The sequence below is a fragment of the Pseudomonas sp. IB20 genome (assembly GCF_009707325.1).
Taxonomy (GTDB): Bacteria; Pseudomonadota; Gammaproteobacteria; order Pseudomonadales; family Pseudomonadaceae; genus Aquipseudomonas.
The window spans coordinates 4,549,900-4,570,972 of sequence record NZ_CP046103.1; the positions used below are offsets into that span (position 1 = coordinate 4,549,900).

The 21,073-nt window shown below is 60.8% G+C and carries 20 protein-coding genes; 10 read left to right on the forward strand and 10 right to left on the reverse strand.

Annotated features, from left to right (window positions below):
• Positions 1-2 precede the first annotated feature (2 nt).
• From miaB to lnt, 5 genes are all read left to right on the forward strand, one after another.
• A complete protein-coding gene (gene miaB / locus GJU48_RS21185) occupies positions 3-1,331 on the forward strand; it encodes a tRNA (N6-isopentenyl adenosine(37)-C2)-methylthiotransferase MiaB (RefSeq protein ID WP_094951265.1) in 1,329 nt (442 codons plus the stop codon).
• A gap of 230 nt (positions 1,332-1,561) precedes the next feature.
• Positions 1,562-2,563, forward strand: coding sequence for a PhoH family protein (locus tag GJU48_RS21190; RefSeq protein WP_094951264.1), 1,002 nt, complete (start codon positions 1,562-1,564; stop codon positions 2,561-2,563).
• Complete coding sequence (ybeY, locus tag GJU48_RS21195; protein WP_094951263.1) at positions 2,556-3,014, forward strand: rRNA maturation RNase YbeY; 459 nt, start codon at positions 2,556-2,558, stop codon at positions 3,012-3,014. Before GJU48_RS21190 ends, ybeY begins: the two co-directional genes overlap by 8 nt.
• Before the next feature lie 43 nt (positions 3,015-3,057).
• Positions 3,058-3,897 (forward strand): HlyC/CorC family transporter, encoded by an 840-nt coding sequence (locus GJU48_RS21200; protein ID WP_015373027.1) that lies wholly within the window; start codon positions 3,058-3,060, stop codon positions 3,895-3,897.
• An 8-nt stretch (positions 3,898-3,905) separates the two neighbouring features.
• Positions 3,906-5,429 (forward strand): apolipoprotein N-acyltransferase, encoded by a 1,524-nt coding sequence (gene lnt / locus GJU48_RS21205; RefSeq protein ID WP_094951262.1) that lies wholly within the window; start codon positions 3,906-3,908, stop codon positions 5,427-5,429.
• 127 nt (positions 5,430-5,556) lie between these two features.
• On the opposite strand, the gene GJU48_RS21210 is transcribed toward lnt, so the two are convergent.
• A complete protein-coding gene (locus GJU48_RS21210) occupies positions 5,557-6,318 on the reverse strand; it encodes a YdcF family protein (RefSeq protein ID WP_094951261.1) in 762 nt (253 codons plus the stop codon).
• Between the two features lie 97 nt (positions 6,319-6,415).
• Positions 6,416-6,733, reverse strand: coding sequence for a hypothetical protein (locus GJU48_RS21215; RefSeq protein WP_094951260.1), 318 nt, complete (start codon positions 6,731-6,733; stop codon positions 6,416-6,418).
• A gap of 262 nt (positions 6,734-6,995) precedes the next feature.
• On the opposite strand from GJU48_RS21215, the gene leuS reads away from it, so the two are divergent.
• From leuS to GJU48_RS21240, 5 genes are all read left to right on the forward strand, one after another.
• The gene (gene leuS / locus GJU48_RS21220) at positions 6,996-9,602 is read left to right on the forward strand and encodes a leucine--tRNA ligase (protein WP_094951259.1); all 2,607 of its coding nucleotides are present in this window, start codon (positions 6,996-6,998) and stop codon (positions 9,600-9,602) included.
• 88 nt (positions 9,603-9,690) lie between these two features.
• Positions 9,691-10,296 carry an LPS-assembly lipoprotein LptE gene (locus GJU48_RS21225; protein WP_094951258.1) on the forward strand — a complete coding sequence of 202 codons (606 nt, stop codon included), beginning with the start codon at positions 9,691-9,693 and terminating at the stop codon, positions 10,294-10,296.
• Positions 10,297-10,335: 39 nt separating this feature from the next.
• A complete protein-coding gene (gene holA, locus GJU48_RS21230) occupies positions 10,336-11,373 on the forward strand; it encodes a DNA polymerase III subunit delta (RefSeq protein WP_094951257.1) in 1,038 nt (345 codons plus the stop codon).
• A 229-nt stretch (positions 11,374-11,602) separates the two neighbouring features.
• Positions 11,603-11,767 carry an alternative ribosome rescue factor ArfA gene (gene arfA, locus GJU48_RS21235; protein ID WP_003176285.1) on the forward strand — a complete coding sequence of 55 codons (165 nt, stop codon included), beginning with the start codon at positions 11,603-11,605 and terminating at the stop codon, positions 11,765-11,767.
• A 61-nt stretch (positions 11,768-11,828) separates the two neighbouring features.
• Complete coding sequence (locus tag GJU48_RS21240) at positions 11,829-13,154, forward strand: lytic murein transglycosylase (RefSeq protein WP_094951256.1); 1,326 nt, start codon at positions 11,829-11,831, stop codon at positions 13,152-13,154.
• 291 nt (positions 13,155-13,445) lie between these two features.
• On the opposite strand, the gene GJU48_RS21245 is transcribed toward GJU48_RS21240, so the two are convergent.
• The 8 genes from GJU48_RS21245 to rodA all read right to left on the reverse strand — a co-directional run bounded on the left by GJU48_RS21245 (position 13,446) and on the right by rodA (position 21,055).
• Complete coding sequence (locus tag GJU48_RS21245; RefSeq protein ID WP_094951255.1) at positions 13,446-14,363, reverse strand: S66 peptidase family protein; 918 nt, start codon at positions 14,361-14,363, stop codon at positions 13,446-13,448.
• Positions 14,364-14,541: 178 nt separating this feature from the next.
• A complete protein-coding gene (gene lipA, locus GJU48_RS21250; protein WP_176462942.1) occupies positions 14,542-15,543 on the reverse strand; it encodes a lipoyl synthase in 1,002 nt (333 codons plus the stop codon).
• Between the two features lie 26 nt (positions 15,544-15,569).
• Positions 15,570-16,217, reverse strand: coding sequence for a lipoyl(octanoyl) transferase LipB (gene lipB, locus GJU48_RS21255; protein ID WP_094951253.1), 648 nt, complete (start codon positions 16,215-16,217; stop codon positions 15,570-15,572).
• Positions 16,217-16,498 (reverse strand): DUF493 domain-containing protein, encoded by a 282-nt coding sequence (locus GJU48_RS21260; RefSeq protein ID WP_094951252.1) that lies wholly within the window; start codon positions 16,496-16,498, stop codon positions 16,217-16,219. The genes lipB and GJU48_RS21260 overlap by 1 nt, the downstream gene beginning before the upstream one ends.
• 85 nt (positions 16,499-16,583) lie before the next feature.
• Complete coding sequence (locus tag GJU48_RS21265) at positions 16,584-17,741, reverse strand: D-alanyl-D-alanine carboxypeptidase family protein (RefSeq protein ID WP_094951251.1); 1,158 nt, start codon at positions 17,739-17,741, stop codon at positions 16,584-16,586.
• A gap of 178 nt (positions 17,742-17,919) precedes the next feature.
• The gene (locus GJU48_RS21270; protein ID WP_094951250.1) at positions 17,920-18,924 is read right to left on the reverse strand and encodes a septal ring lytic transglycosylase RlpA family protein; all 1,005 of its coding nucleotides are present in this window, start codon (positions 18,922-18,924) and stop codon (positions 17,920-17,922) included.
• On the reverse strand, positions 18,924-19,934 hold the full coding sequence (gene mltB / locus GJU48_RS21275) for a lytic murein transglycosylase B (protein WP_094951249.1): 1,011 nt from the start codon (positions 19,932-19,934) through the stop codon (positions 18,924-18,926). The genes GJU48_RS21270 and mltB overlap by 1 nt, the downstream gene beginning before the upstream one ends.
• A gap of 17 nt (positions 19,935-19,951) precedes the next feature.
• The gene (rodA, locus tag GJU48_RS21280) at positions 19,952-21,055 is read right to left on the reverse strand and encodes a rod shape-determining protein RodA (RefSeq protein ID WP_176462941.1); all 1,104 of its coding nucleotides are present in this window, start codon (positions 21,053-21,055) and stop codon (positions 19,952-19,954) included.
• Positions 21,056-21,073: the final 18 nt, after the last annotated feature.

Genomic DNA, 21,073 nt, shown 5'->3' on the forward strand with positions numbered 1-21,073 from the left:
CCATGGCCAAGAAGCTTTACATTGAAACCCACGGTTGCCAGATGAACGAGTACGACAGCTCGCGCATGGTCGACCTGCTGGGCGAACACCAGGCCCTGGAAGTCACCGCCCGCGCCGAAGATGCCGACGTAATCCTGCTCAATACCTGCTCGATTCGTGAGCGGGCCCAGGACCGTGTGTACTCGCAGCTGGGCCGCTGGCGTGAACTGAAGCTGGCCAACCCGGACATGGTGATCGCCGTCGGCGGTTGCGTGGCCAGCCAGGAAGGTGCCGCGATCCGCGACCGCGCGCCCTATGTCGATGTGGTCTTCGGCCCGCAAACCCTGCACCGCCTGCCGGAAATGATCGACGCTGCGCGCGCCACCAAGCTGCCGCAGGTCGACGTGTCGTTCCCCGAAATCGAAAAATTCGACCATTTGCCCGAGCCACGCATCGACGGGCCGAGCGCTTATGTGTCGGTGATGGAAGGCTGCAGCAAGTACTGCACCTTCTGCGTGGTGCCCTACACCCGTGGTGAAGAAGTCAGCCGACCGTTTGACGACGTGCTGGCGGAAATCATTCACCTGGCCGAAAACGGCGTGCGCGAAGTCACGCTGCTGGGCCAGAACGTCAACGGCTATCGCGGCCAGACCCACGACGGGCGCCTGGCCGACCTGGCGGAGCTGATCCGCGTGGTTGCCGCCGTTGATGGCATCGAGCGCATTCGCTACACCACCTCGCACCCGCTGGAGTTCTCCGACAGCCTGATCCAGGCCCACGCCGAAGTGCCGGAGCTGGTCAAACACCTGCACCTGCCGGTGCAGTCGGGCTCGGACCGCATTCTGTCGGCGATGAAACGCAACCACACGGCCCTGGAGTACAAATCCAAACTGCGCAAATTGCGCGCCGCGGTGCCGGGTATTTGCATCAGCTCGGACTTTATCGTCGGCTTCCCTGGGGAGACCGAGAAAGATTTCGAGCAGACCATGAAGCTGATCGAAGACGTCGGTTTCGACTTCTCCTACTCGTTCGTCTACAGCCAACGCCCGGGCACCCCGGCCGCCGACTTGGCGGATGACACCCCGGAAGCGCTGAAAAAAGAACGTTTGAATGCGCTGCAGCACCGCCTGAACCAGCAAGGCTTCGAAATCAGCCGACAAATGGTCGGTTCGATCCAACGCATCCTGGTCACCGACTACTCGAAAAAGGACCCGGGCGAGTTGCAAGGGCGTACCGAGAACAACCGGATCGTCAACTTCCGCTGCGACAACCCAACCCTGATCGGCCAGTTCGCCGATGTGCACATTGATGCGGCGCAACCGCACTCGTTGCGTGGGTCGTTGATCAACTGATCGCGGTGACCCGATGAAGATCAAAATGTGGTCGCTGGCTTGCCTGCGATAACGGTGGGCCAACTGATACAACGGGCACTGATACACCGCTATCGCAGGCGAGCCAGCTCCCACAGTGGTTCTTCAGGGTTCTTGAGATCGAGGCCAGTCCATTTAAGTGCTTTCGCCCACCGGCGGCTGGCGTTATCCTCTCTTTCATCTCAACAGCCAAAGGGCGGCTAAAAGCGACCTTGAACGCACCCATAGAACCCCATCGTTTTCTCCTCGAGCCCTTTGAGGCTCGCCGTTTCGCCAACCTGTGCGGACAGTTCGACGAGCACCTGCGCCTGATCGAACAACGCCTGAGCATCGAGATCCGCAACCGCGGCAATCAGTTCGAGCTTATTGGTGAACCTCAACACACCACGTCTGCAGAAAACCTGCTCCGCCGCCTCTACCGCGAAACCAAGGGTAGTGAGCTGTCGCCGGAGACCGTGCACCTGTACCTGCAGGAATCTGCCGTAGAAGATTTGGCCAACAACCCAGTGGCCGAAGCCAGCGTGGCCCTGCGCACCAAAAAAGGCATGATTCGCCCCCGCGGCTTGAATCAGCAGCGCTACGTCAAAGAAATCCTCGGCAACGATATCAACTTCGGCATCGGCCCCGCCGGTACCGGCAAGACCTACCTGGCCGTGGCCTGTGCGGTGGACGCCCTGGAGCGCGAGCAAGTACGCCGCATCCTGCTGGTGCGCCCGGCGGTCGAGGCCGGCGAGAAGCTTGGCTTCCTGCCCGGCGACCTGGCCCAGAAGATCGACCCGTACCTGCGCCCGCTCTACGACGCGCTGTACGAGATGCTTGGCTTTGAATACGTGGCTAAGCTGATCGAGCGTCAGGTGATCGAGATCGCCCCGCTGGCCTACATGCGTGGCCGCACCTTGAACAACAGCTTCATCATCCTCGACGAAAGCCAGAACACCACCGTCGAGCAGATGAAGATGTTCCTCACCCGTATCGGTTTCGGCTCCACTGCCGTGATCACCGGTGACGTCACCCAGGTCGACCTGCCCAAGGGCACCAAATCGGGGCTGGCGCAGGTGATCGAGGTGCTCAAGGACGTGCCGGGCATCAGCTTCACGCACTTCATGCCCAAGGACGTGGTCCGCCACCCGCTGGTACAGCGCATTGTCGAGGCCTACGAGCGCTTCGAACACAAGGATGACGCACCGGCCAAGGACGTTCGCCGCGATGCTTGAGCTTGACCTGCAGCTGGCTACCGAAGCGCCCGCCCCCAGCGAAGCGCAGTTCCGCCAATGGTGCACACTGGCCCTGCGCCAGCGCACCGCCGACTCGGAGCTGACCATCCGTCTGGTGGACGAGCCCGAAGGCCGTGAACTGAATCACACCTGGCGCCAAAAGGATTACGCGACCAACGTGCTGTCCTTCCCCGCCGACGTACCGGATGAGTTACTGGATATTCCCTTGCTGGGCGATCTGGTCATCTGTGTCGAAGTGGTGGAACGCGAAGCAAAGGAACAAGGCAAGGAACTTGAGGCCCACTGGGCCCATCTAGTCATCCACGGCTGCTTGCATCTCTTGGGTTACGACCATATAGACGATGACGAAGCCTTGGAAATGGAAACACTGGAACAAACGTTGCTTGCAGAATTGGGTCACCGCGACCCGTATGCAGACGACGAAAACTGAAACGACACCTTACTGACACAACAAAGGATTTAGAGTAATCGCTATGAGCGAAGACCGATCGAGCAACGGGCAGAAGTCATGGCTGGGTAAACTGACCCAGGCTTTTGCCCACGAGCCGAAAAACCGCCAGGAGCTGCTTGAGCTGCTGCGCGAGGCCCATCAGAACAAGTTGCTGGACAGCGAAGCGCTGGCCATCGTCGAAGGCGCCATCCAGGTGGCTGACCTGCAAGTTCGGGACATTATGGTCCCGCGTTCGCAGATGATCAGCATCAAGGCGACCCAGACCCCACGGGAATTCCTCCCGGCCGTGATCGACTCGGCGCACTCGCGCTACCCGGTGATCGGTGAAAGCCATGACGACGTCATGGGTGTCCTGCTGGCCAAGGACTTGCTGCCGTTGATCCTCAAGGAGAACGGCGACAACTTCAACATCAAGGACCTGCTGCGTCCGGCCACCTTCGTACCTGAATCCAAGCGCCTGAATGTGCTGCTGCGCGAGTTCCGCGCCAACCACAATCACATGGCCATTGTGATCGACGAATACGGCGGTGTGGCGGGTCTTGTGACCATCGAAGACGTGCTGGAACAGATCGTCGGCGACATCGAAGACGAGCACGACGTCGAAGAAGACAGCTACATCAAGCCGCTGCCCAGCGGTGACTTCCTGGTCAAGGCACTCACGCCGATCGAGAACTTCAACGAGTTTTTCGACAGCGAATTCTCCGACGATGAATTCGACACCGTTGGCGGCTTGGTAATGAGTGCGTTCGGGCATCTGCCTAAACGTAACGAGACCACCGAGATCGGCGCCTATCGCTTCCGCATTCTGAATGCCGACAGCCGCCGTATTCACCTGATTCGCCTGACACCTATTGCCCGCTAAGGAATGACATGCAGCGCCTAACCCGCCCCGGCTGGCCCGGTAACTTGCTGGCCGTGGTGGCCGGCGCCATCACCACCCTGGCGCTGGCGCCGTTCGATTTGTGGCCGTTTGCACTGGTTGCGGTCGGATTTTTCTATATCGGCCTGCGCGAGCTGACGCCACGTCAGGCCTTGGGCCGTGGCTGGTGTTTTGGTTTCGGCCTGTTTGGCGCCGGCACCAGCTGGATCTACTACAGCATCCACCACTTCGGCGGCGCTTCGGTGCTGCTGGCTGGCTTCTTGATGCTGCTGTTTACCGCTGCCATTGCCTGGTTCTTCGCCCTGCCCGCCTGGCTATGGGCGCGTTGGTTGCGCCGTAATGAAGCACCGCTGGCCGACGCGCTGACGTTTGCTGCGCTATGGGTCGGCCAGGAAGCGTTTCGCGGCTGGTTCCTCACCGGTTTCCCCTGGCTGTACTCCGGTTACAGCCAACTCGACGGCCCACTCACCGGCCTCGCGCCGTTGGGTGGGATGTGGCTGATTTCCTTCGCCCTGGCGCTGACCGCAGCGGTGCTGTGCAACCTGCCGCGCCTGCTGGCGAGCAAGCGCAACGGTTTTATCGGCGCGGGCTTGGTGCTGCTGGTAACGCCGTGGGCCATAGGCTTGGCACTCAAACATCACGCTTGGACCTCGCCTTCGGGCGACCCACTGACGGTGGCAGCGATCCAGGGCAACGTCGAACAAAGCATGAAGTGGGACCCCGAGCAGCTTAATGCGCAGTTGGCGTTGTACCGTGACATGAGCTTCAGCTCCAAGCCCGTCGACCTGCTGGTGTGGCCGGAAACGGCTGTGCCAGTGCTCAAGGAGTCTGTCGAAGGCTACCTCGGGATGATGGGCAAGTTTGCCGCCGACCGGCACACTGCGCTGATTACCGGCGTGCCGATCCGCCAGGAAGTGCACCACCAGAAGCGCTACTTCAACGGCATCACCGTGGTCGGTGAGGGCGAAGGCACTTATCTGAAGCAGAAGCTGGTGCCCTTTGGCGAATACGTGCCGCTGCAAGACATGCTGCGCGGGCTAATTGCCTTCTTTGATTTGCCAATGTCGGACTTCGCCCGTGGCCCGTCTGACCAGGCGATGCTGCAGGCCAAGGGCTATCAGATTGCGCCGTTCATTTGCTATGAAGTGGTGTACCCAGAATTCGCCGCCGGCCTGTCGGCCCAAAGCGATTTGTTGCTGACCATCAGCAATGACACTTGGTTTGGCCGCTCCATTGGCCCGCTGCAGCACCTGCAAATGGCGCAAATGCGTGCGCTGGAGGCCGGCCGCTGGATGATCCGTGCCACTAACAATGGTGTGACTGGCCTGATCAACCCGTTTGGGCAGATTACTGCGCAGATCCCGCAGTTCGAGCGCGGCATTCTGTACGGCGAGGTGGTGCCGATGCACAACCTCACGCCGTACCTGCAATGGCGCTCGTGGCCGTTGATCATTGTGTGCCTGGGGTTGTTCGGCTGGGCGCTGCTGGCGGGGCGGATGTCCAAAACGGTCTAAAGGCTAAACACAAAATAATGTGGGAGCTGGCTTGCCTGCGATAGCGGTGGGCCAGCTAAAACCGGCCAACTGACACGACACCATCGCAGGCAAGCCAGCGCCCACACTTAATCTGCTGTGTTTCGACTTATCGGTAAAACACCCGATACCCCACCTGCCCCACCGCCTCATTGATCAACTGCCCGCTGCGCCACACCGACACAAACTCGGGCATCCAGCCACCCAATGGCCGGGCATTGTCCACGCCCAAAAAGCCCACCGGCCCCGGCACCACGCCGAAGCCGGCCTTCTCAAAGCTCCAGACCGCACGCGGCATGTGCCAGGCCTGGGTCACCACCACCACACGCTTGATGCCTTGAGGCAGCAGTATCTCGGCGCTCATCTGTGCGTTTTCCCAGGTGGTACGGCTGCGCTCTTCCTTCCAGCGCACCGCCACGCCGAAGTCATCCTGCATCGACACCGCCATCAGTTCGGCCTCACTCGGCGGCGTGCCGTAATGCAGGCCGCCGCTGGTCAACACCGGCAACCCGGACGCCTTGGCCAGCCGCGCGGCATACCGCTGGCGCTCAAGGCCAGTGCCGGTGGGCTGATCGGAGCCCCACGCCGGGTCACCCCGTTCACGCCCGGAGCCCAGCACCACGATCGCGTCTGCCCGCTGGGCCAGTGTTGCCCACTCTTCACGGGCCAACGGTGGCTCGGTCTCCAGCGCATGCGCGCCCCATTGCACCATCACCGGCAGGCTGATCAACCACATCCCGCCCAACCCCAGGGCAAAACACAGCCCGGCCAACCGAGGGCGGCTTTTGCGAAACCACCAGGCAACCGCAAGCAACAGCAAAAAAATGCCGGGCGGCAACAGCAATTGTTTAATGAAATAACGAAAAGGCATCGGGCATCTCCAAAGATGCCCGAAGCCTAGATGCAACGGGGTTTAGCGACAATCCTTACCAGCACATTTCGAGAAGGCTACTGAATAACGCGGTGTTTCACTTGCACCGCACGGCCCGACGCTTTTCGGGACCGCGACCGGCAGCCACATCCTTCAGCCAGATCACCTTGGCCGAACGCGAGGGCTCCTGGGCAGGCGGGGAAGCCTGCTCTTTGGAGGCACGGTGGTGATTCAATTCCAAGTAGCCCTTGATCAGTTCAAGTTCTGCCTGGCTCAAGCCTCGCAACTCCAGCTCCAAAGGCTGCTCATCACGCAATCGGCCTGCGGTTCTCGCGGCATCCAATGCCCGACCTAAACGGTCGATCAGTCCTTCATACAATTGCGGTTTCGTTAAAGTTCGCTGCGATTCAACCATCCCCTCACCTCATTGAAGATAAGACTCACTCCCCAATAAACAGCGTAGTCCCCATGGCTGCGCCTGCCTGGCGCCGCGACAGACGGCCTCGCCCGCGCAATCAGGGTTTCCCTCGATAGAGTGGGGTCATGTATGCTACGGCGCTTCCTGTAACTCCACTTCCCGCAGGGTTTGGGCACGGACGCGCCGCTTTTTGGTGTCGATCAACCTGAACGTTGCACCGAAGAGGATTAGGCCACCCCTATTCAGTTCAAAAGTAGCCATGCACGAACAATATCAGCCCCGTGAAATAGAAAATGCCGCCCAAACCTTCTGGGACGAGCAAAAGTCCTTTGAAGTCAGTGAACAGCCAGGCAAGGAGACTTTCTACTGCCTATCGATGTTCCCTTACCCCAGCGGCAAGCTACACATGGGGCACGTGCGCAACTACACCATCGGTGACGTGATTTCGCGCTACCAGCGCATGCTCGGCAAGAACGTCCTGCAGCCTATGGGCTGGGACGCCTTCGGCATGCCGGCGGAAAACGCCGCGATGAAAAACAACGTGGCGCCCGCCAAGTGGACCTACGAAAACATCGCCTACATGAAGACCCAGCTGCGCAGCCTGGGCTTAGCGGTGGACTGGTCCCGCGAGGTGACCACCTGCAAGCCGGATTACTACCGCTGGGAACAATGGCTGTTCACGCGCCTGTTCGAAAAAGGGGTGATCTACAAAAAAAGCGGCACCGTGAACTGGGACCCGATCGACCAGACCGTACTGGCCAACGAACAGGTCATCGACGGTCGCGGCTGGCGCTCCGGCGCGCTGATCGAAAAGCGCGAAATCCCAATGTACTACTTCAAGATCACGGCCTACGCCGATGAACTCTTGTCGAGCCTCGACGACCTGCCGGGCTGGCCTGAACAGGTCAAGACCATGCAGCGCAACTGGATCGGCAAATCCAAGGGCATGGAAGTGCAATTCCCGTACAACGTCGATTCCATCGGCGCGGCGGGCGCACTCAAAGTCTTCACCACCCGCCCGGACACATTGATGGGCGCGACCTACGTCGCCGTGGCCGCTGAACACCCGCTGGCCACCCAAGCCGCACAGAACAACCCTGAGCTGCAGGCCTTCATCGCCGAATGCAAAGGCGGCAGCGTGGCCGAAGCCGACGTCGCCACCCAAGCGAAAAAAGGCCTGCCAACCGGGCTGTTCGTCGAGCACCCGCTGACCGGTGAGAAGCTGCCGGTATGGGTCGCCAACTACGTGCTGATGCACTACGGCGATGGCGCAGTAATGGCTGTGCCGGCCCACGACGAGCGCGATTTCGAATTCGCCACCCAGTACAGCCTGCCGATTAAGTCCGTCGTGCGTACAAGCGTGGGTGATACCAACCTGGCCCCGTGGCAAGACGCCTACGGTGAGCACGGCGAACTGATCAACTCCGGCGAGTTCGACGGCCTGGATTTCCAGGGTGCTTTCGACGCCATCGAAGTGGCACTGATCAAGAAAAACCTCGGTGCCTCGCGCACCCAGTTCCGCCTGCGCGACTGGGGTATCAGCCGCCAGCGCTACTGGGGCTGCCCGATTCCGATCATCCACTGCCAAACCTGCGGTGACGTGCCAGTGCCGGAAGACCAACTGCCGGTGGTGCTGCCCGAAGACGTGGTGCCGGATGGCGCCGGTTCACCATTGGCGCGCATGCCCGAGTTCTACGAGTGCGCCTGCCCGAAATGCGGTGCACCGGCCAAGCGTGAAACCGACACCATGGACACCTTCGTCGAGTCCTCGTGGTACTACGCCCGCTACGCCTCGCCGCACTATGAAGGTGGCCTGGTAGAAAAATCCGCGGCCGACCATTGGTTGCCGGTGGATCAGTACATCGGCGGTATCGAACACGCCATTCTGCACCTGCTCTACGCGCGCTTCTTCCACAAGCTGATGCGTGACGAAGGGTTGGTCAGCTCTGATGAGCCGTTCAAGAACCTGCTGACTCAGGGCATGGTGATCGCCGACACTTACTATCGCCGCGAAGCCAATGGCGCCTACACCTGGTTCAACCCGGCAGACGTCGAGCTTGAGCGTGACAGCAAAGCCAAGGTGATCAGCGCCACGTTGAAATCCGACGGCCTGCCGGTGGAAATCGGCGGCACTGAGAAGATGGCCAAGTCGAAGAACAACGGCGTCGACCCGCAGTCGATGATCGATCAGTTCGGCGCCGACACCTGCCGCCTGTTCATGATGTTCGCTTCGCCGCCCGACATGAGCGCCGAATGGTCCGACTCCGGCGTCGAAGGCTCGCACCGTTTCCTCAAGCGCGTCTGGCGCCTGGCGCACGCCCATGTCAGCCAGGGCTTGCCGGGCAAACTGGACGTGGCGTCCTTGAGCGATGAACAAAAAGCCATTCGCCGCAGCACTCACTTGGCTATCCGCCAAGCCAGCCAGGACGTGGGTCAAAACCACAAGTTCAACACCGCCATCGCCCAAGTGATGACGCTGATGAACGTGCTGGAAAAAGCACCGCACACTACGGAACAAGACCGCGCGCTGTTACAGGAAGGCCTGGAAGCGGTAGTTCTGCTGCTGGCCCCGATCACGCCGCACATCAGCCACGAACTGTGGAGCCGTTTGGGCCACAGCGGCGCGGTGATCGATGCGCGCTGGCCGGTTCAGGATGACAGCGCCCTGGTACAGGACACGCTGCAACTGGTCATCCAGGTCAACGGTAAACTGCGTGGCCAGATTGATATGCCAGCCAGCGCCAGCCGCGAAGACGTTGAAGCGGCCGCCCGCGTCAACGAGAACGTGCTGCGCTTTACCGAAGGCCTGACGATCCGCAAAGTGATCGTAGTGCCCGGCAAACTGGTCAACATCGTCGCTAGCTAATCGGATCGGGCGCAGGGCTTGAGCCCTGCGCCGAACTAAACCTTTAAGGCCTCGATAAGGCCCACATGGTTTCAAGGGGAGCAACAAAATGATCAAACGCAATTTGCTGGTGATGGGCCTCGCTGTGCTGCTGAGCGCTTGCGGCTTCCAGCTGCGCGGCACCGGCACCAATGAACTGTCGCTCAAGGAACTGGACCTCAGCGCCCGCAACGCCTATGGCGACACCGTGACTCAGCTGCGCCAGACCCTGGAAAACAGCGGCGTGCGTGTCTACACCGGCGCGACCTATAAACTGAACCTGGTAGACGAGCGAGAAACACAGCGTAACCTCAGCTACGCGAGCGCCGGTCGTGCGTCGGACATCGAGCTGAGCACCGCGCTCAACTTCGAAGTACAGGGCCGCGACCATCTGCCGCTGATGGGCGACAAGATCGAAGTGCAAAAGGTCGTCAGCCACGATGGCAACAACCTGGTAGGTTCGGACTCGGAAATTATCCAGGTTCGCAAGGAAATGCGTCGTGAGCTGATCCAGCGCATGATGGTGCGCCTGCAACAGCTGACCCCGGAAAAACTGGCCGCCTTGCAACTCACCGCCGACAACAAGGCCAGGGCTGACGCCGACGCCCTGAAAGCTGCGAAAGAGTACGAAGACAACACGCCGAAACAATCGCCTGTTGAAGTCCCTGTCGAGTAAGCCTGACGGGGCGCCCCTGGCGCCCCGTTCCGCCCGCCTATGAAACTCGCCCCTGCCCAACTCGCCAAACACCTGCAAGGTGGCCTCGCGCCTGTCTATATCGTCAGCGGTGATGACCCGCTGCTGTGCCAGGAAGCCGCAGACGCCATTCGCACCGCCGCACGCCAGCAAGGCTTCGACGAACGCCAGGTATTCAGCGCCGACGCCAGTTTCGACTGGGGCACGCTGCTGCAAGCCGGCGCGAGCATGTCGCTGTTCGCCGAAAAACGCCTCTTGGAACTGCGCCTGCCTTCGGGCAAGCCTGGGGACAAGGGCGCGGCGGCCTTGATGGAATACTGCTCGCGGCCCGCCGAAGACACGGTGTTGCTGATCAGCCTGCCCAAGCTTGACGGCAGCGCGCAGAAAACCAAGTGGGGCAAGGCGCTGGTAGAAGGCCCACAGACCCACTTCATCCAGATCTGGCCAGTGGACAGCAACCAGTTGCCGCAGTGGATTCGTCAGCGCCTGTCCCAATCGGGGCTGTCGGCGACGCAAGACGCTGTGGAGTTGATCGCCGCCCGGGTCGAAGGCAACTTGCTTGCCGCCGCCCAGGAGATCGAAAAGCTCAAGCTGATGGCCGAAGACGGGCAAATCACCGTCGAAACCGTGCAAGGCGCGGTGGCCGACAGCGCGCGCTTTGACGTGTTCGGGCTGGTGGATGCGATTCTTAACGGCGAACCCGCCCACGCCCTGCGCATGCTCGAAGGGCTGCGCGGCGAAGGCGTGGAGCCACCAGTGATTCTGTGGGCCCTGGCCCGGGAACTGCGGGTGCTGGCCAATATTTCCCTGCAATACAGCCAGGGCACTGCGCTGGACAAATGCTTCAGCCAGGCCCGGCCACCGGTGTGGGACAAACGCAAACCGCTGATGAGCAAAGCCCTGCAGCGCCACTCAGCGCAACGCTGGGCGCAACTGTTGCTGGAAGCGCAGCGCATCGACGCGCAAATCAAAGGCCAGGCGGCGGGCTCGCCGTGGATGAGCCTGAGTCGTTTGTCACTTTTGATGTCTGGCCAACGCCTGTCATTGCCGGCTGAATAACCCCCTCCAAACACCCGATGTTTTCCTGTGGGAGCTGGCTTGCCTGCGATGGCGGTGAGTCAGCTTGCATTTCTGGCACTGATACACCGATATCGCAGGCTTGCCTGCTCCCACATTAACCGTGCCCACTTGATAGTGTAAAACCGCCTACACAGCGCAGGGCTTTACAGCCGCGCCACTTCGGCAGATTATTTGCACCGCTTCATCCCATCTCCAGAGCGCACTGACCATGAGCAAAAAGCCATCCAAGCATGGCCCCAACAAGGCCAAATCCATCATCGCCCAGCCACTGTTCCGCAGCCGTCAGGAACGCGCCGGTAAGGGCAAAGGCAGCTACCGCCGCGAAGCCTTCCAGTCTAATAGCTGGGAGGCTTCTTACTTTCTGGCAGCCTGAAGGCAAGCGCCCCTCCGGCATGATAAGGTCTGCACCTGATTTGTAATCCCTGGACCTGTGCATGCCCTCTAATCTTTCCCGTCGTTGGCACCTTCGCCAATTGATCGCTGCCTCCAGCCTTATTCTGCTTGTCGCCTGCGCGGAAAAACCCACCGCCGCAGACGCCCAACCCCTGCCGAAACTCCAGGCCGCACCGGCCGTCGCGCCCGCCGTGGTTGCCCCATTGGCAGCAGACAATCTTGATACCCAGCCGCCCCAGACGTTTGCCGAATGGATGGCTGGCTTTCGCGTCGAAGCCTTGAAAGCCGGGATCACACCCGCCGTCTTCGACAACGCCTTTGCTGGTGTCACCCCCAATGAATCGGTGATTCGCGCCGACCGCAGCCAGCCGGAATTTTCCCGCCCGGTTTGGGAATACCTCGACAGTGCCCTGTCGCCGGTGCGCGTGCGTAATGGCCGGGCTGCGCTGGTCAAGTACGCCGATATCCTGCAGCGCATCGAGGACCGCTATGGTGTTGATCGCCGGGCGCTGGTCGCGGTGTGGGGCATGGAAAGCAACTTTGGCCAGTTCCAGGGCAGTAATTCGGTGATCGGCTCTCTGGCGACCCTGGCTTATGAAGGTCGCCGTCGGGCATTTGCACAGGCGCAATTGCTGGCGGCGTTACAGATCATCCAGCATGGCGATATTCAAGCCGACCAGATGAAAGGTTCCTGGGCCGGCGCGATGGGCCAGACTCAGTTCATCCCGACCGTCTACAACACCCACGCCGTTGACTTCGACGGCGACGGTCGCCGCGATATCTGGAACAGCCCAGCCGACGCCCTCGCTTCCACCGCTCACTACCTGCAGAGCTCGGGATGGCAGAAGGGTCAGCCGTGGGGCTTCGAGGTGAAGCAGCTGCCGGCGAACTTCGATTACGCCCTGGCAGACGGTGGCGTGCGCAAGACCGTCGCCGACTGGCTGAAACTCGGTATCCAACTACCACCTGGCGCAAGCTTGCCGGCCAATGTCGACCAACTGTCCGCCGCCCTGCTGCTGCCGGCCGGCTACCGTGGCCCGGCGTTTCTGGTGCTGGACAACTTTCGTGCGGTCCTCAGGTACAACAACTCCTCGTCCTACGCCCTGGCCGTTAACCTGCTGTCGGAGCAGTTTGGTGGCGGTGGAGTGATTCGTGGCAGTTGGCCTAAAGATGAACTGCCGCTGAGTCGTTCCCAGCGCATTGATTTGCAGACAGTGCTCAGCGCCAAGGGTTATGACGCTGGCAACCCGGACGGGATTATCGGCGCCAATACGCGCAAAGCGATTCGCGCGGCGCAGCAGTCGTTGGGCTGGCCGGCGGATGGGTATCCGACGGTGAAGCTGTTGGAATCGTTGCAGGGCCGCTGAGAGCACGATCGTTCCCACGCTCAGCGTGGGAATGTCGCCCTGGACGCTCTGCGTCTGCTCTTGAGGTCGCGACGCGGAGCGTCACAGGATGCATTCCCACGCAGAGCGTGGGAACGATCAACCAGCTATTTCAACACTACATCCTGCTCCAACACCAAAGGGCTGACCATGTGATCGTTCCCACGCTCAGCGTGGGAATGTCGCCCTGGACGCTCTGCGTCTGCTCTTGAGGTCGCGACGCGGAGCGTCACAGGATGCATTCCCACGCAGAGCGTGGGAACGATCAACCAGCTATTTCAACACTACATCCTGCTCCAACACCAACCGCTGCTCCCCCGCATCCAACCGCACCAACGCGCCCATCGGCAGCGTCAGGTTCGGGTCACAGTGCCCACTGCGCCAGCCGGACAAGACCGGAATGCACAGCGGTTCGAAGGTCTGCTTGAGCAGCCGTTCCAACGCAGCCTTATCCACACCCGACACATCCCCCACCAGCACGCCGGCGACCTGCGCAAGCTTGCCCGCCAGGCGCAGATGCGTCAGCAGGCGGTCGATGCGGTAGATGGGCTCGTTGACGTCTTCGATCAGCAGAATGATGCCGTCAGCGTCGATCTCATAAGCCGTGCCCATCACTGCCGCGATCATCGACAAGTTGCCACCCAGCAAGCGCCCACAGGCGATGCCAGGTTCAATGGTGGTCAACGGGTAGGCCACCGGGTGCGCGAGCACGCTGCCGGCGCCCAGTTGACCGCGCAGCAGGCTGAATAACGATGACTCAGTCGGCTGCTGCTTATCGCCAAGCAAATCGGCATTGAGCATCGGCCCGTGAAAGGTCACAAAGCCTGCGTAACGGTTGATGGCAAGGTGCAATGCGGTGATGTCGCTATAACCCACGAATGGTTTGGGGTTTGCCCGAATCAAGTCGAAATCGAGCCGATCCAGTAGACGCGGTGTGCCGTAGCCGCCACGCAGGCAGAAGATCGCATCGATTTCGGGGTCGGCGAAGGCGGCGTGCAAGTCGCGCAGGCGCACGTCATCGCTGCCGGCGAGGTAACCGTCACGTTCGTATACACCTGGAAAAACCCGCAGCTCATGGCCACGGGCGCGCATCCATTGCCCGGCTTTTTCAACGTCGAGGGCAGCGGGGCCGGCGGGGGCGATCAGGCCGATTATGCCTTCGGGGCGTAGAGCAGGTACGGCGACGGTCATCCACGATTCTCCCTAATTAACGCGCAACGAAATGTGGGAGCTGGGCCAGTGGGCGCTGGCTTACCTGCGATGCACACGCCTCGGTTTATCAGCCAAACCGAGGTGATGCAATCGCAGGCAAGCCAGCTCCCACACAAGCCCGCTCCCACATTGGATAGCGGTGTTGCGCAACCCGTTATTACGAAACCAGGCTTGCCTTGACCAGCTTGGCTTGCTCGTCAGCATGGTACGAGGAGCGCACCAACGGGCCGGAAGCCACGTTTTTGAAGCCCATCTTGTAACCTTCCTCGGCGAACCAGGCGAAGATGTCCGGGTGCACGAAACGCTGCACCGGCAAGTGGCTGCGCGACGGTTGCAGGTATTGGCCCAGGGTCAGCATGTCGATGTCGTGTTCGCGCATGCGCTTCATGACTTCGATGACTTCTTCGTCGGTTTCGCCCAAGCCCAGCATCAGGCCGGATTTGGTCGGGATGTGCGGCATCATCTGCTTGAATCGTTGCAGCAGGGTCAGCGACCACTGGTAGTCCGAACCTGGGCGCGCGGCCTTGTACAGGCGTGGCACGGTTTCCAAGTTGTGGTTGAACACATCCGGTGGCTCGGCGGCGGTGATTTCCAGCGCGACGTCCATGCGGCCACGGTAATCGGGCACCAGGGTTTCGAGCATCACGTTTGGCGACAGCTTACGGATCTCGCGGATGCAGTCGGCAAAGTGCTGGGCACCGCCGTCACGCAGGTCGTCGCGGTCTACCGAGGTGATCACTACGTATTTGAGTTTCAGGTCAGCGATGGCGATGGCCAGGCTTTGCGGCTCGTTGACGTCCAATGGCTTCGGCCGACCGTGGCCGACGTCGCAGAACGGGCAACGACGGGTGCAGATGTCACCCATGATCATGAAGGTGGCTGTGCCGCCGGAGAAGCATTCACCCAGGTTCGGGCAGGACGCTTCCTCGCACACGCTGTGCAGCTTGTGTTTGCGCAGCAGGGCCTTGATACGGTCGACTTCCGGCGAAACCGGGATACGCACGCGGATCCAGTCAGGTTTTTTCGGCAGTTCGGTGGTCGGGATGATCTTGACCGGGATGCGTGCAACCTTCTCGGCGCCGCGCAGCTTGACGCCGGCTTCCACCTTGGCACGCGGGGCCGGGGCCGGACGCTCGGTGATGTCCAGCGTCGGGATCATGGTTTGCACTGCATCAGTAGTCATAATCAGTCGATTCCGCCCGTAAGGGTCGTCTGCTCAGCATAGTCGAGGTGTTTGACGAGCTGCGCACGCAGCCGGGCACTTACCTCGGCAAATTTAATCGGTGTGGCGTGGTCGCTCAGTTGGGTCATCGCCAACCCTGCGTAACCGCAAGGGTTGATGCGCCCGAACGGCGCCAGGTCCATGTCCACGTTCAAGGCAAGGCCATGAAAGGAACAACCGTGGCGAATCCGCAAACCAAGGGACGCGATTTTCGCGCCGTCCACGTACACACCGGGTGCATCGGGCTTGGCCGCGGCGCTTACGCCGTAACTGGCCAACAGCTCGATCAGGCAAGCTTCCATGCGGCTTACCAGGTCACGTACGCCAAACCCAAGCTTGCGTACGTCCAGCAATAGATACGCTACAAGCTGACCCGGCCCATGGTAAGTCACTTGACCCCCTCGGTCGACCTGCACCACCGGAATATCCCCCGGCAGCAGCAGATGCTCGGCCTTGCCGGCCTGGCCCTGGGTAAACACCGGCGGGTGTTCCACCAGCCAGATTTCATCCGGGGCCGAGCTGCCGCGTTCATTGGTGAAGCGCTGCATGGCGTGCCAGACCGGCTCGTAGGCCACCTGGCCGAGCTCGCGAAAGCCCAGAACCTGTGACATCACAACACCATGTGCACGAAGCCGGTGGCCCGCAGTTCGCTGTTGATGTCGTAGAGCTGGTCTTGACCGGTCGCAACGATGTGCAACTGGATCGTGGTGTATTTACCGTTGGAGCTCAAACGCTCGTCCACTCGGTTGTCGTTGATCGTCGCGTGTACACGCACGATCTCGATAATCCTGTCTTTGCGGCCCACACCCGTGTCGCTGATCACCTTGATAGGATAATCGGTCACCGGGAATTCGATCTTTGGCGCCTTTACTTCTACTTCTTTATCGGTCATGGCAGAACGGCCTCGTAAGCGGTAAGCCGTGGCGACGGGCAAAGCCCCGCGTCGGATCAACGCAGGGCTTTGCAGGTGCACACAATCAGTTGAACAAGCCGTAGAAGAATAGACGGATGCTATCCCACACGCGGCGGAAGATACCACCTTCGTCGACGGATTCCAGAGCGATCAGGTCGGCGCTGTGCACCACTTTGTCGTCCAGTTTCACTTCGACTTTACCGATAACGTCACCCTTGGCAATTGGCGCAACCAATTGTGGGTTCATGGTCATGCTGGCAGCGAGCTTTTTCAGCTGGCCTTTAGGCATGGTCAGGGTCAGGTCGTCAGCCAGGCCGGCCTTGACTTGGTGGGTAGCGCCTTTCCATACCGGCGCGGTCGCAAGCTCTGCACCCTTCTGGTAGAAGGTCTGGGTTTCGAAGAAGCGGAAACCGTAGGTCAGCAGTTTTTGCGTCTCGGCCGCACGGGCCTGCTCGCTGTTAGTGCCGAAGACCACGGCAATCAAACGCTGGCCGTCACGTACAGCGGACGACACCATGCAGTAGCCTGCTTCGTCGGTGTGGCCGGTTTTCAGACCATCAACGGTCTTGTCGCGCCACAGCAGCAGGTTGCGGTTAGGCTGCTTGATGTTGTTCCAGAAGAATTCCTTCTGGGAGTAGATCGCGTAGTGCACCGGGTCGACGCGGATGATCGCGCGAGCCAGCACGGCCATGTCGTGAGCCGACGAGTAGTGCTCCGGGTTCGGCAGGCCGGTCGGGTTCATGAAGTGGCTGTTGGTCAAACCCAGGTCGGTGGCGGTCTTGTTCATCAAATCGGCGAACGCATCTTCGCTGCCGGCGATGTGCTCGGACAGGGCCACGCTGGCGTCGTTACCGGACTGGATGATGATGCCGTGCAGCAGGTCGCTGACAGTGACCTGCGAACCCACCTTGATGAACATCCGCGAACCGCCGGTGCGCCAGGCGTTTTCGCTGACGGTGACCGGGTCGTTTTCGCCGATCTGGCCGCGACGGATTTCCAGGGTCGCGATATAGGCCGTCATCAGCTTGGTCAAGCTGGCTGGGGGCAGGCGCTGGTCACCATTGTTCTCGACCAGCACATTACCGCTGGCGGCATCCATGAGGACCCAGGCCTTGGCGGCCAGTTGCGGGGAAGCCGGCACCATTTCAACCGCCCAGGCGGCCGGGGTGATGATCAGCGAAAGAAGCAGGCACGTGCGTTTGGCTAAAGTGGTGATGTTCATCCGTCTCTCGAAATTGCTTATGGAAACTTGCCCTCGCGGGCAAAACTATTCAGACAGCCCGCTGCCAGACTGTCACGTGTTCGGTTGCCCGCTCACCCCTTGCCCCTGGGTTTTTATTCTTCAACGAGCCAACAACCAGGGCCCAGGACCGCGTACGAACCTGAGCCATCAATCTTTCTTATTCGGCGGTAACCACGCTGGGCTGCCCTAGGTTGGCCAGGCGCACGCTGTTCTGTACTTGCGCCACTTCACCAGGCGTTCCGATCGGCCCCATGCGCACACGGTGCAGGGTCTGCTGGTTACGCACGATGGAGCTGATGAACACCGGCGCATTGACCATGCTGCTCAGCTTGGACCTTAACAGTTCTGCCGCATCCGGGTTGGCGAATGCACCCACTTGCAGGTACTGACCGCCCACGGTAGAGGCGCCCGGTGCTGCGTGAGGCACGACCACCGTGTCCGGGGCGTGCTGCGCCGGCGGTGGTGTCCACTGCTCGATCTTGCCGGTTGAGGCGGTCACTTGTGGCTGCGGAGTTTGCGGTTCGTTGAGCATCAACGGCGCCGGTTTGCCACGCTGGGCCCAGTACTGCGCCGGGTCGATGCCTTCAACTTTCACGCGCGCGGTGCCCGTTTCGGCATAACCGAGTTTCTTTGCGGCGGCGTAGGACAGGTCGATGATCCGGTCCGAATAGAACGGCCCACGGTCGTTGACCCGCAGGATCACCGTGCGGTTGTTGTCCAGGTTGGTCACCCGTACGTAGCTGGGCAGTGGCAGGGTCTTGTGGGCCGCGCTCATGCCGTACAGGTCATACACTTCGCCGTTGGCGGTATTCTGGCCATGGAATTTGGTGCCGTACCAGGACGCGGTGCCCGACTGCACGTAGGTCTTGGATTCCTGCAGCGGGAAGTAATTCTTGCCCAGCACGGTGTACGGGTTGGCCTTGTACGGCCCGGTGTGCAGGGTCGGCGTGGCATCCGGGATTTTCGACACGTCGACATCCCACCACGGCGCGCCGTCTTTGTGCGCGCGGTTGATGTCCAGGCCCGGCTGGGCACGGACGGTACCGCCACCCGACTTTTGCGCAGGCGCACGGCTGGTGGTGGAGGAACAACTGACAACCAACAAGGACAATGCGGCAAACGCCACCAGCTTGAGCGGTTTATTGAACGGCGATGCCCGCATTACTTGTTGCCCCGTGCTTGTACCAGCATGTCTGACAGCTGATGCACGGCCATGGCGTACATCACACTGCGGTTATAACGCGTGATTGCGTAAAAATTCTTCAGGCCCATCCAGTATTCCGGGCCATTTTCGCCTTCCAGGCGGAACGCCGTCACCGGCATATCATCGCGTGGCGCATTCTGACTCGACCAGCCCAGCGCTCGCAACTCCCCGACGGTCTTGACCGGCTCGATTCCCTGGGTCAGGCCTTCATCGGCGCGATCCCCCGTCACGTCGGCACGGATTACCACCGGTTCACCGGCTACCCAGCCATGGCGTTTGAAGTAGCTGGCCGCGCTGCCGATGGCGTCGTCGGGGTTGCTCCAGATATTGATGTGGCCGTCGCCGTCGAAATCCACCGCGTAAGCGCGAAAGCTGCTCGGCATGAACTGCGGCAAGCCCATCGCACCGGCGTAGGAGCCTTTGAGGGTCAGCGGGTCGACCTGCTCTTCGCGGGCCAGCAACAGGAATTCGCGCAGCTCCTTGCGGAAGAACTCGGCGCGCGGCGGGTAATCGAAGCCCAGGGTCGACAAGGCGTCGATCACCCGGTAACTGCCGGTATTGCGCCCGTAAAAGGTTTCAATGCCGATGATCGCCACGATAACTTGGGCCGGCACGCCGTATTCCTGCTCGGCGCGAGCCAGCACGGCTTCGTGCTGGCGCCAGAAGTCCACACCCCGGGCCACACGAGCGTCGGTGAGGAACATCGGGCCGTAGTCTTTCCACTGTTTAACGCGCTCGGCGGGACGCGAGATCGCGTCGAGGATCGCCTGCTTGCGCTTGGCTTCGCGGAACACGCCCATTAGCTGTTCACCGGCGAAACCATAGTCGCGGGTCATTTCACCGACAAATTCGGCGACCTGGGGTGAGCCATCATAGTCACCGGCCTGCGCCTCTTGCGTCGCGCCCAGCAGCCCAATCAGGCTCATCCAGAACGCATGCCGAGTCGCCCAGCCGCGCATTACTTGCATTGACATCTTCACCTTATTCAAACCTGCGCGATCCACTTGCGATGCGTGTGAATCGACATCAAAACCCCAAACGCTGACATCAATGTCACCAGCGAAGTTCCGCCGTAGCTAATGAACGGCAACGGCACCCCAACTACCGGCAACAGGCCACTGACCATACCGATGTTGACGAAAACGTAAACAAAAAAAGTCATGGTCAGGCTGCCGGCGAGCAATTTGCCGAACAGCGTCTGCGCCTGCGCGGTGATCACCAGCCCGCGACCAATCAATAGCAAATAAATCAGCAACAGCGCGCAAATGCCCACCAGGCCGAACTCTTCGCCCATTACCGCAATAATGAAGTCGGTGTGGCTCTCGGGTAAAAAGTCGAGGTGCGACTGGGTGCCCAGTAACCACCCCTTACCAAATACTCCGCCGGAACCGATGGCCGCTTTGGACTGAATGATGTTCCAGCCGGTGCCCAATGGGTCACTCTCCGGGTCGAGGAACGTCAGGATCCGCTGCTTCTGGTAGTCGTGCATAAAGAAGAACCACATGGCCACGGCCACGGGAATGGCAGCGGCCAGCACGCTAAGGATCCAGCGCCAGCGCAAGCCGCCCATAAACAGCACGAACGCACCGCCTGCGAGAATCAGCAGCGAAGTGCCGAGGTCCGGCTGGCGTACGATCAGGATAAACGGCACGCCGATCAGGATCAGGCTAATGCCCACGTGCTTGAGCTGCGGCGGCAAGGTGCGCTTGGACAAATACCAGGCGATGGTCGCCGGCATCAGGATCTTCATGAATTCCGACGGTTGGAAGCGAATCACCCCCGGGATGTTGATCCAGCGGGTCGCGCCCATGGCGTTGTGGCCCATCACGTCCACCACCACCAGCAGCAATACGCCGGCGACATACCCCAGCGGCACCCAGCGCGCCATGAAGCGCGGCTCGAGTTGGGCGATCACCACCATCGACAACAGGCCCAGGCCGAACGACGAGGCTTGCTTGATCAGCAGGTCCCAGTTCTTGCCGCTGGCCGAATACAGCACGAACAGGCTGCCGGCGGCCAAGGTCAGCAGCAGGATCAGCAATGGGCCATCAATGTGTATGCGCTGCAACAACGTCGCACGTCGACGCATCACATCCTCACTGGAGAG

Bases quoted from the DNA above. Each gene is read 5' to 3' on its own strand.
- miaB (WP_094951265.1), top strand. From the start codon at position 3: ATGGCCAAGAAGCTTTACATTGAAACCCACGGTTGCCAGATGAACGAG.
- ybeY (WP_094951263.1), top strand. From the start codon at position 2,556: ATGCTTGAGCTTGACCTGCAGCTGGCTACCGAAGCGCCCGCCCCCAGC.
- GJU48_RS21200 (WP_015373027.1), top strand. From the start codon at position 3,058: ATGAGCGAAGACCGATCGAGCAACGGGCAGAAGTCATGGCTGGGTAAA.
- lnt (WP_094951262.1), top strand. From the start codon at position 3,906: ATGCAGCGCCTAACCCGCCCCGGCTGGCCCGGTAACTTGCTGGCCGTG.
- GJU48_RS21210 (WP_094951261.1), bottom strand. From the start codon at position 6,318: ATGCCTTTTCGTTATTTCATTAAACAATTGCTGTTGCCGCCCGGCATT.
- GJU48_RS21215 (WP_094951260.1), bottom strand. From the start codon at position 6,733: ATGGTTGAATCGCAGCGAACTTTAACGAAACCGCAATTGTATGAAGGA.
- leuS (WP_094951259.1), top strand. From the start codon at position 6,996: ATGCACGAACAATATCAGCCCCGTGAAATAGAAAATGCCGCCCAAACC.
- GJU48_RS21225 (WP_094951258.1), top strand. From the start codon at position 9,691: ATGATCAAACGCAATTTGCTGGTGATGGGCCTCGCTGTGCTGCTGAGC.
- holA (WP_094951257.1), top strand. From the start codon at position 10,336: ATGAAACTCGCCCCTGCCCAACTCGCCAAACACCTGCAAGGTGGCCTC.
- arfA (WP_003176285.1), top strand. From the start codon at position 11,603: ATGAGCAAAAAGCCATCCAAGCATGGCCCCAACAAGGCCAAATCCATC.
- GJU48_RS21240 (WP_094951256.1), top strand. From the start codon at position 11,829: ATGCCCTCTAATCTTTCCCGTCGTTGGCACCTTCGCCAATTGATCGCT.
- GJU48_RS21245 (WP_094951255.1), bottom strand. From the start codon at position 14,363: ATGACCGTCGCCGTACCTGCTCTACGCCCCGAAGGCATAATCGGCCTG.
- lipA (WP_176462942.1), bottom strand. From the start codon at position 15,543: ATGATCCCGACGCTGGACATCACCGAGCGTCCGGCCCCGGCCCCGCGT.
- lipB (WP_094951253.1), bottom strand. From the start codon at position 16,217: ATGTCACAGGTTCTGGGCTTTCGCGAGCTCGGCCAGGTGGCCTACGAG.
- GJU48_RS21260 (WP_094951252.1), bottom strand. From the start codon at position 16,498: ATGACCGATAAAGAAGTAGAAGTAAAGGCGCCAAAGATCGAATTCCCG.
- GJU48_RS21265 (WP_094951251.1), bottom strand. From the start codon at position 17,741: ATGAACATCACCACTTTAGCCAAACGCACGTGCCTGCTTCTTTCGCTG.
- GJU48_RS21270 (WP_094951250.1), bottom strand. From the start codon at position 18,924: ATGCGGGCATCGCCGTTCAATAAACCGCTCAAGCTGGTGGCGTTTGCC.
- mltB (WP_094951249.1), bottom strand. From the start codon at position 19,934: ATGCAAGTAATGCGCGGCTGGGCGACTCGGCATGCGTTCTGGATGAGC.
- rodA (WP_176462941.1), bottom strand. From the start codon at position 21,055: ATGCGTCGACGTGCGACGTTGTTGCAGCGCATACACATTGATGGCCCA.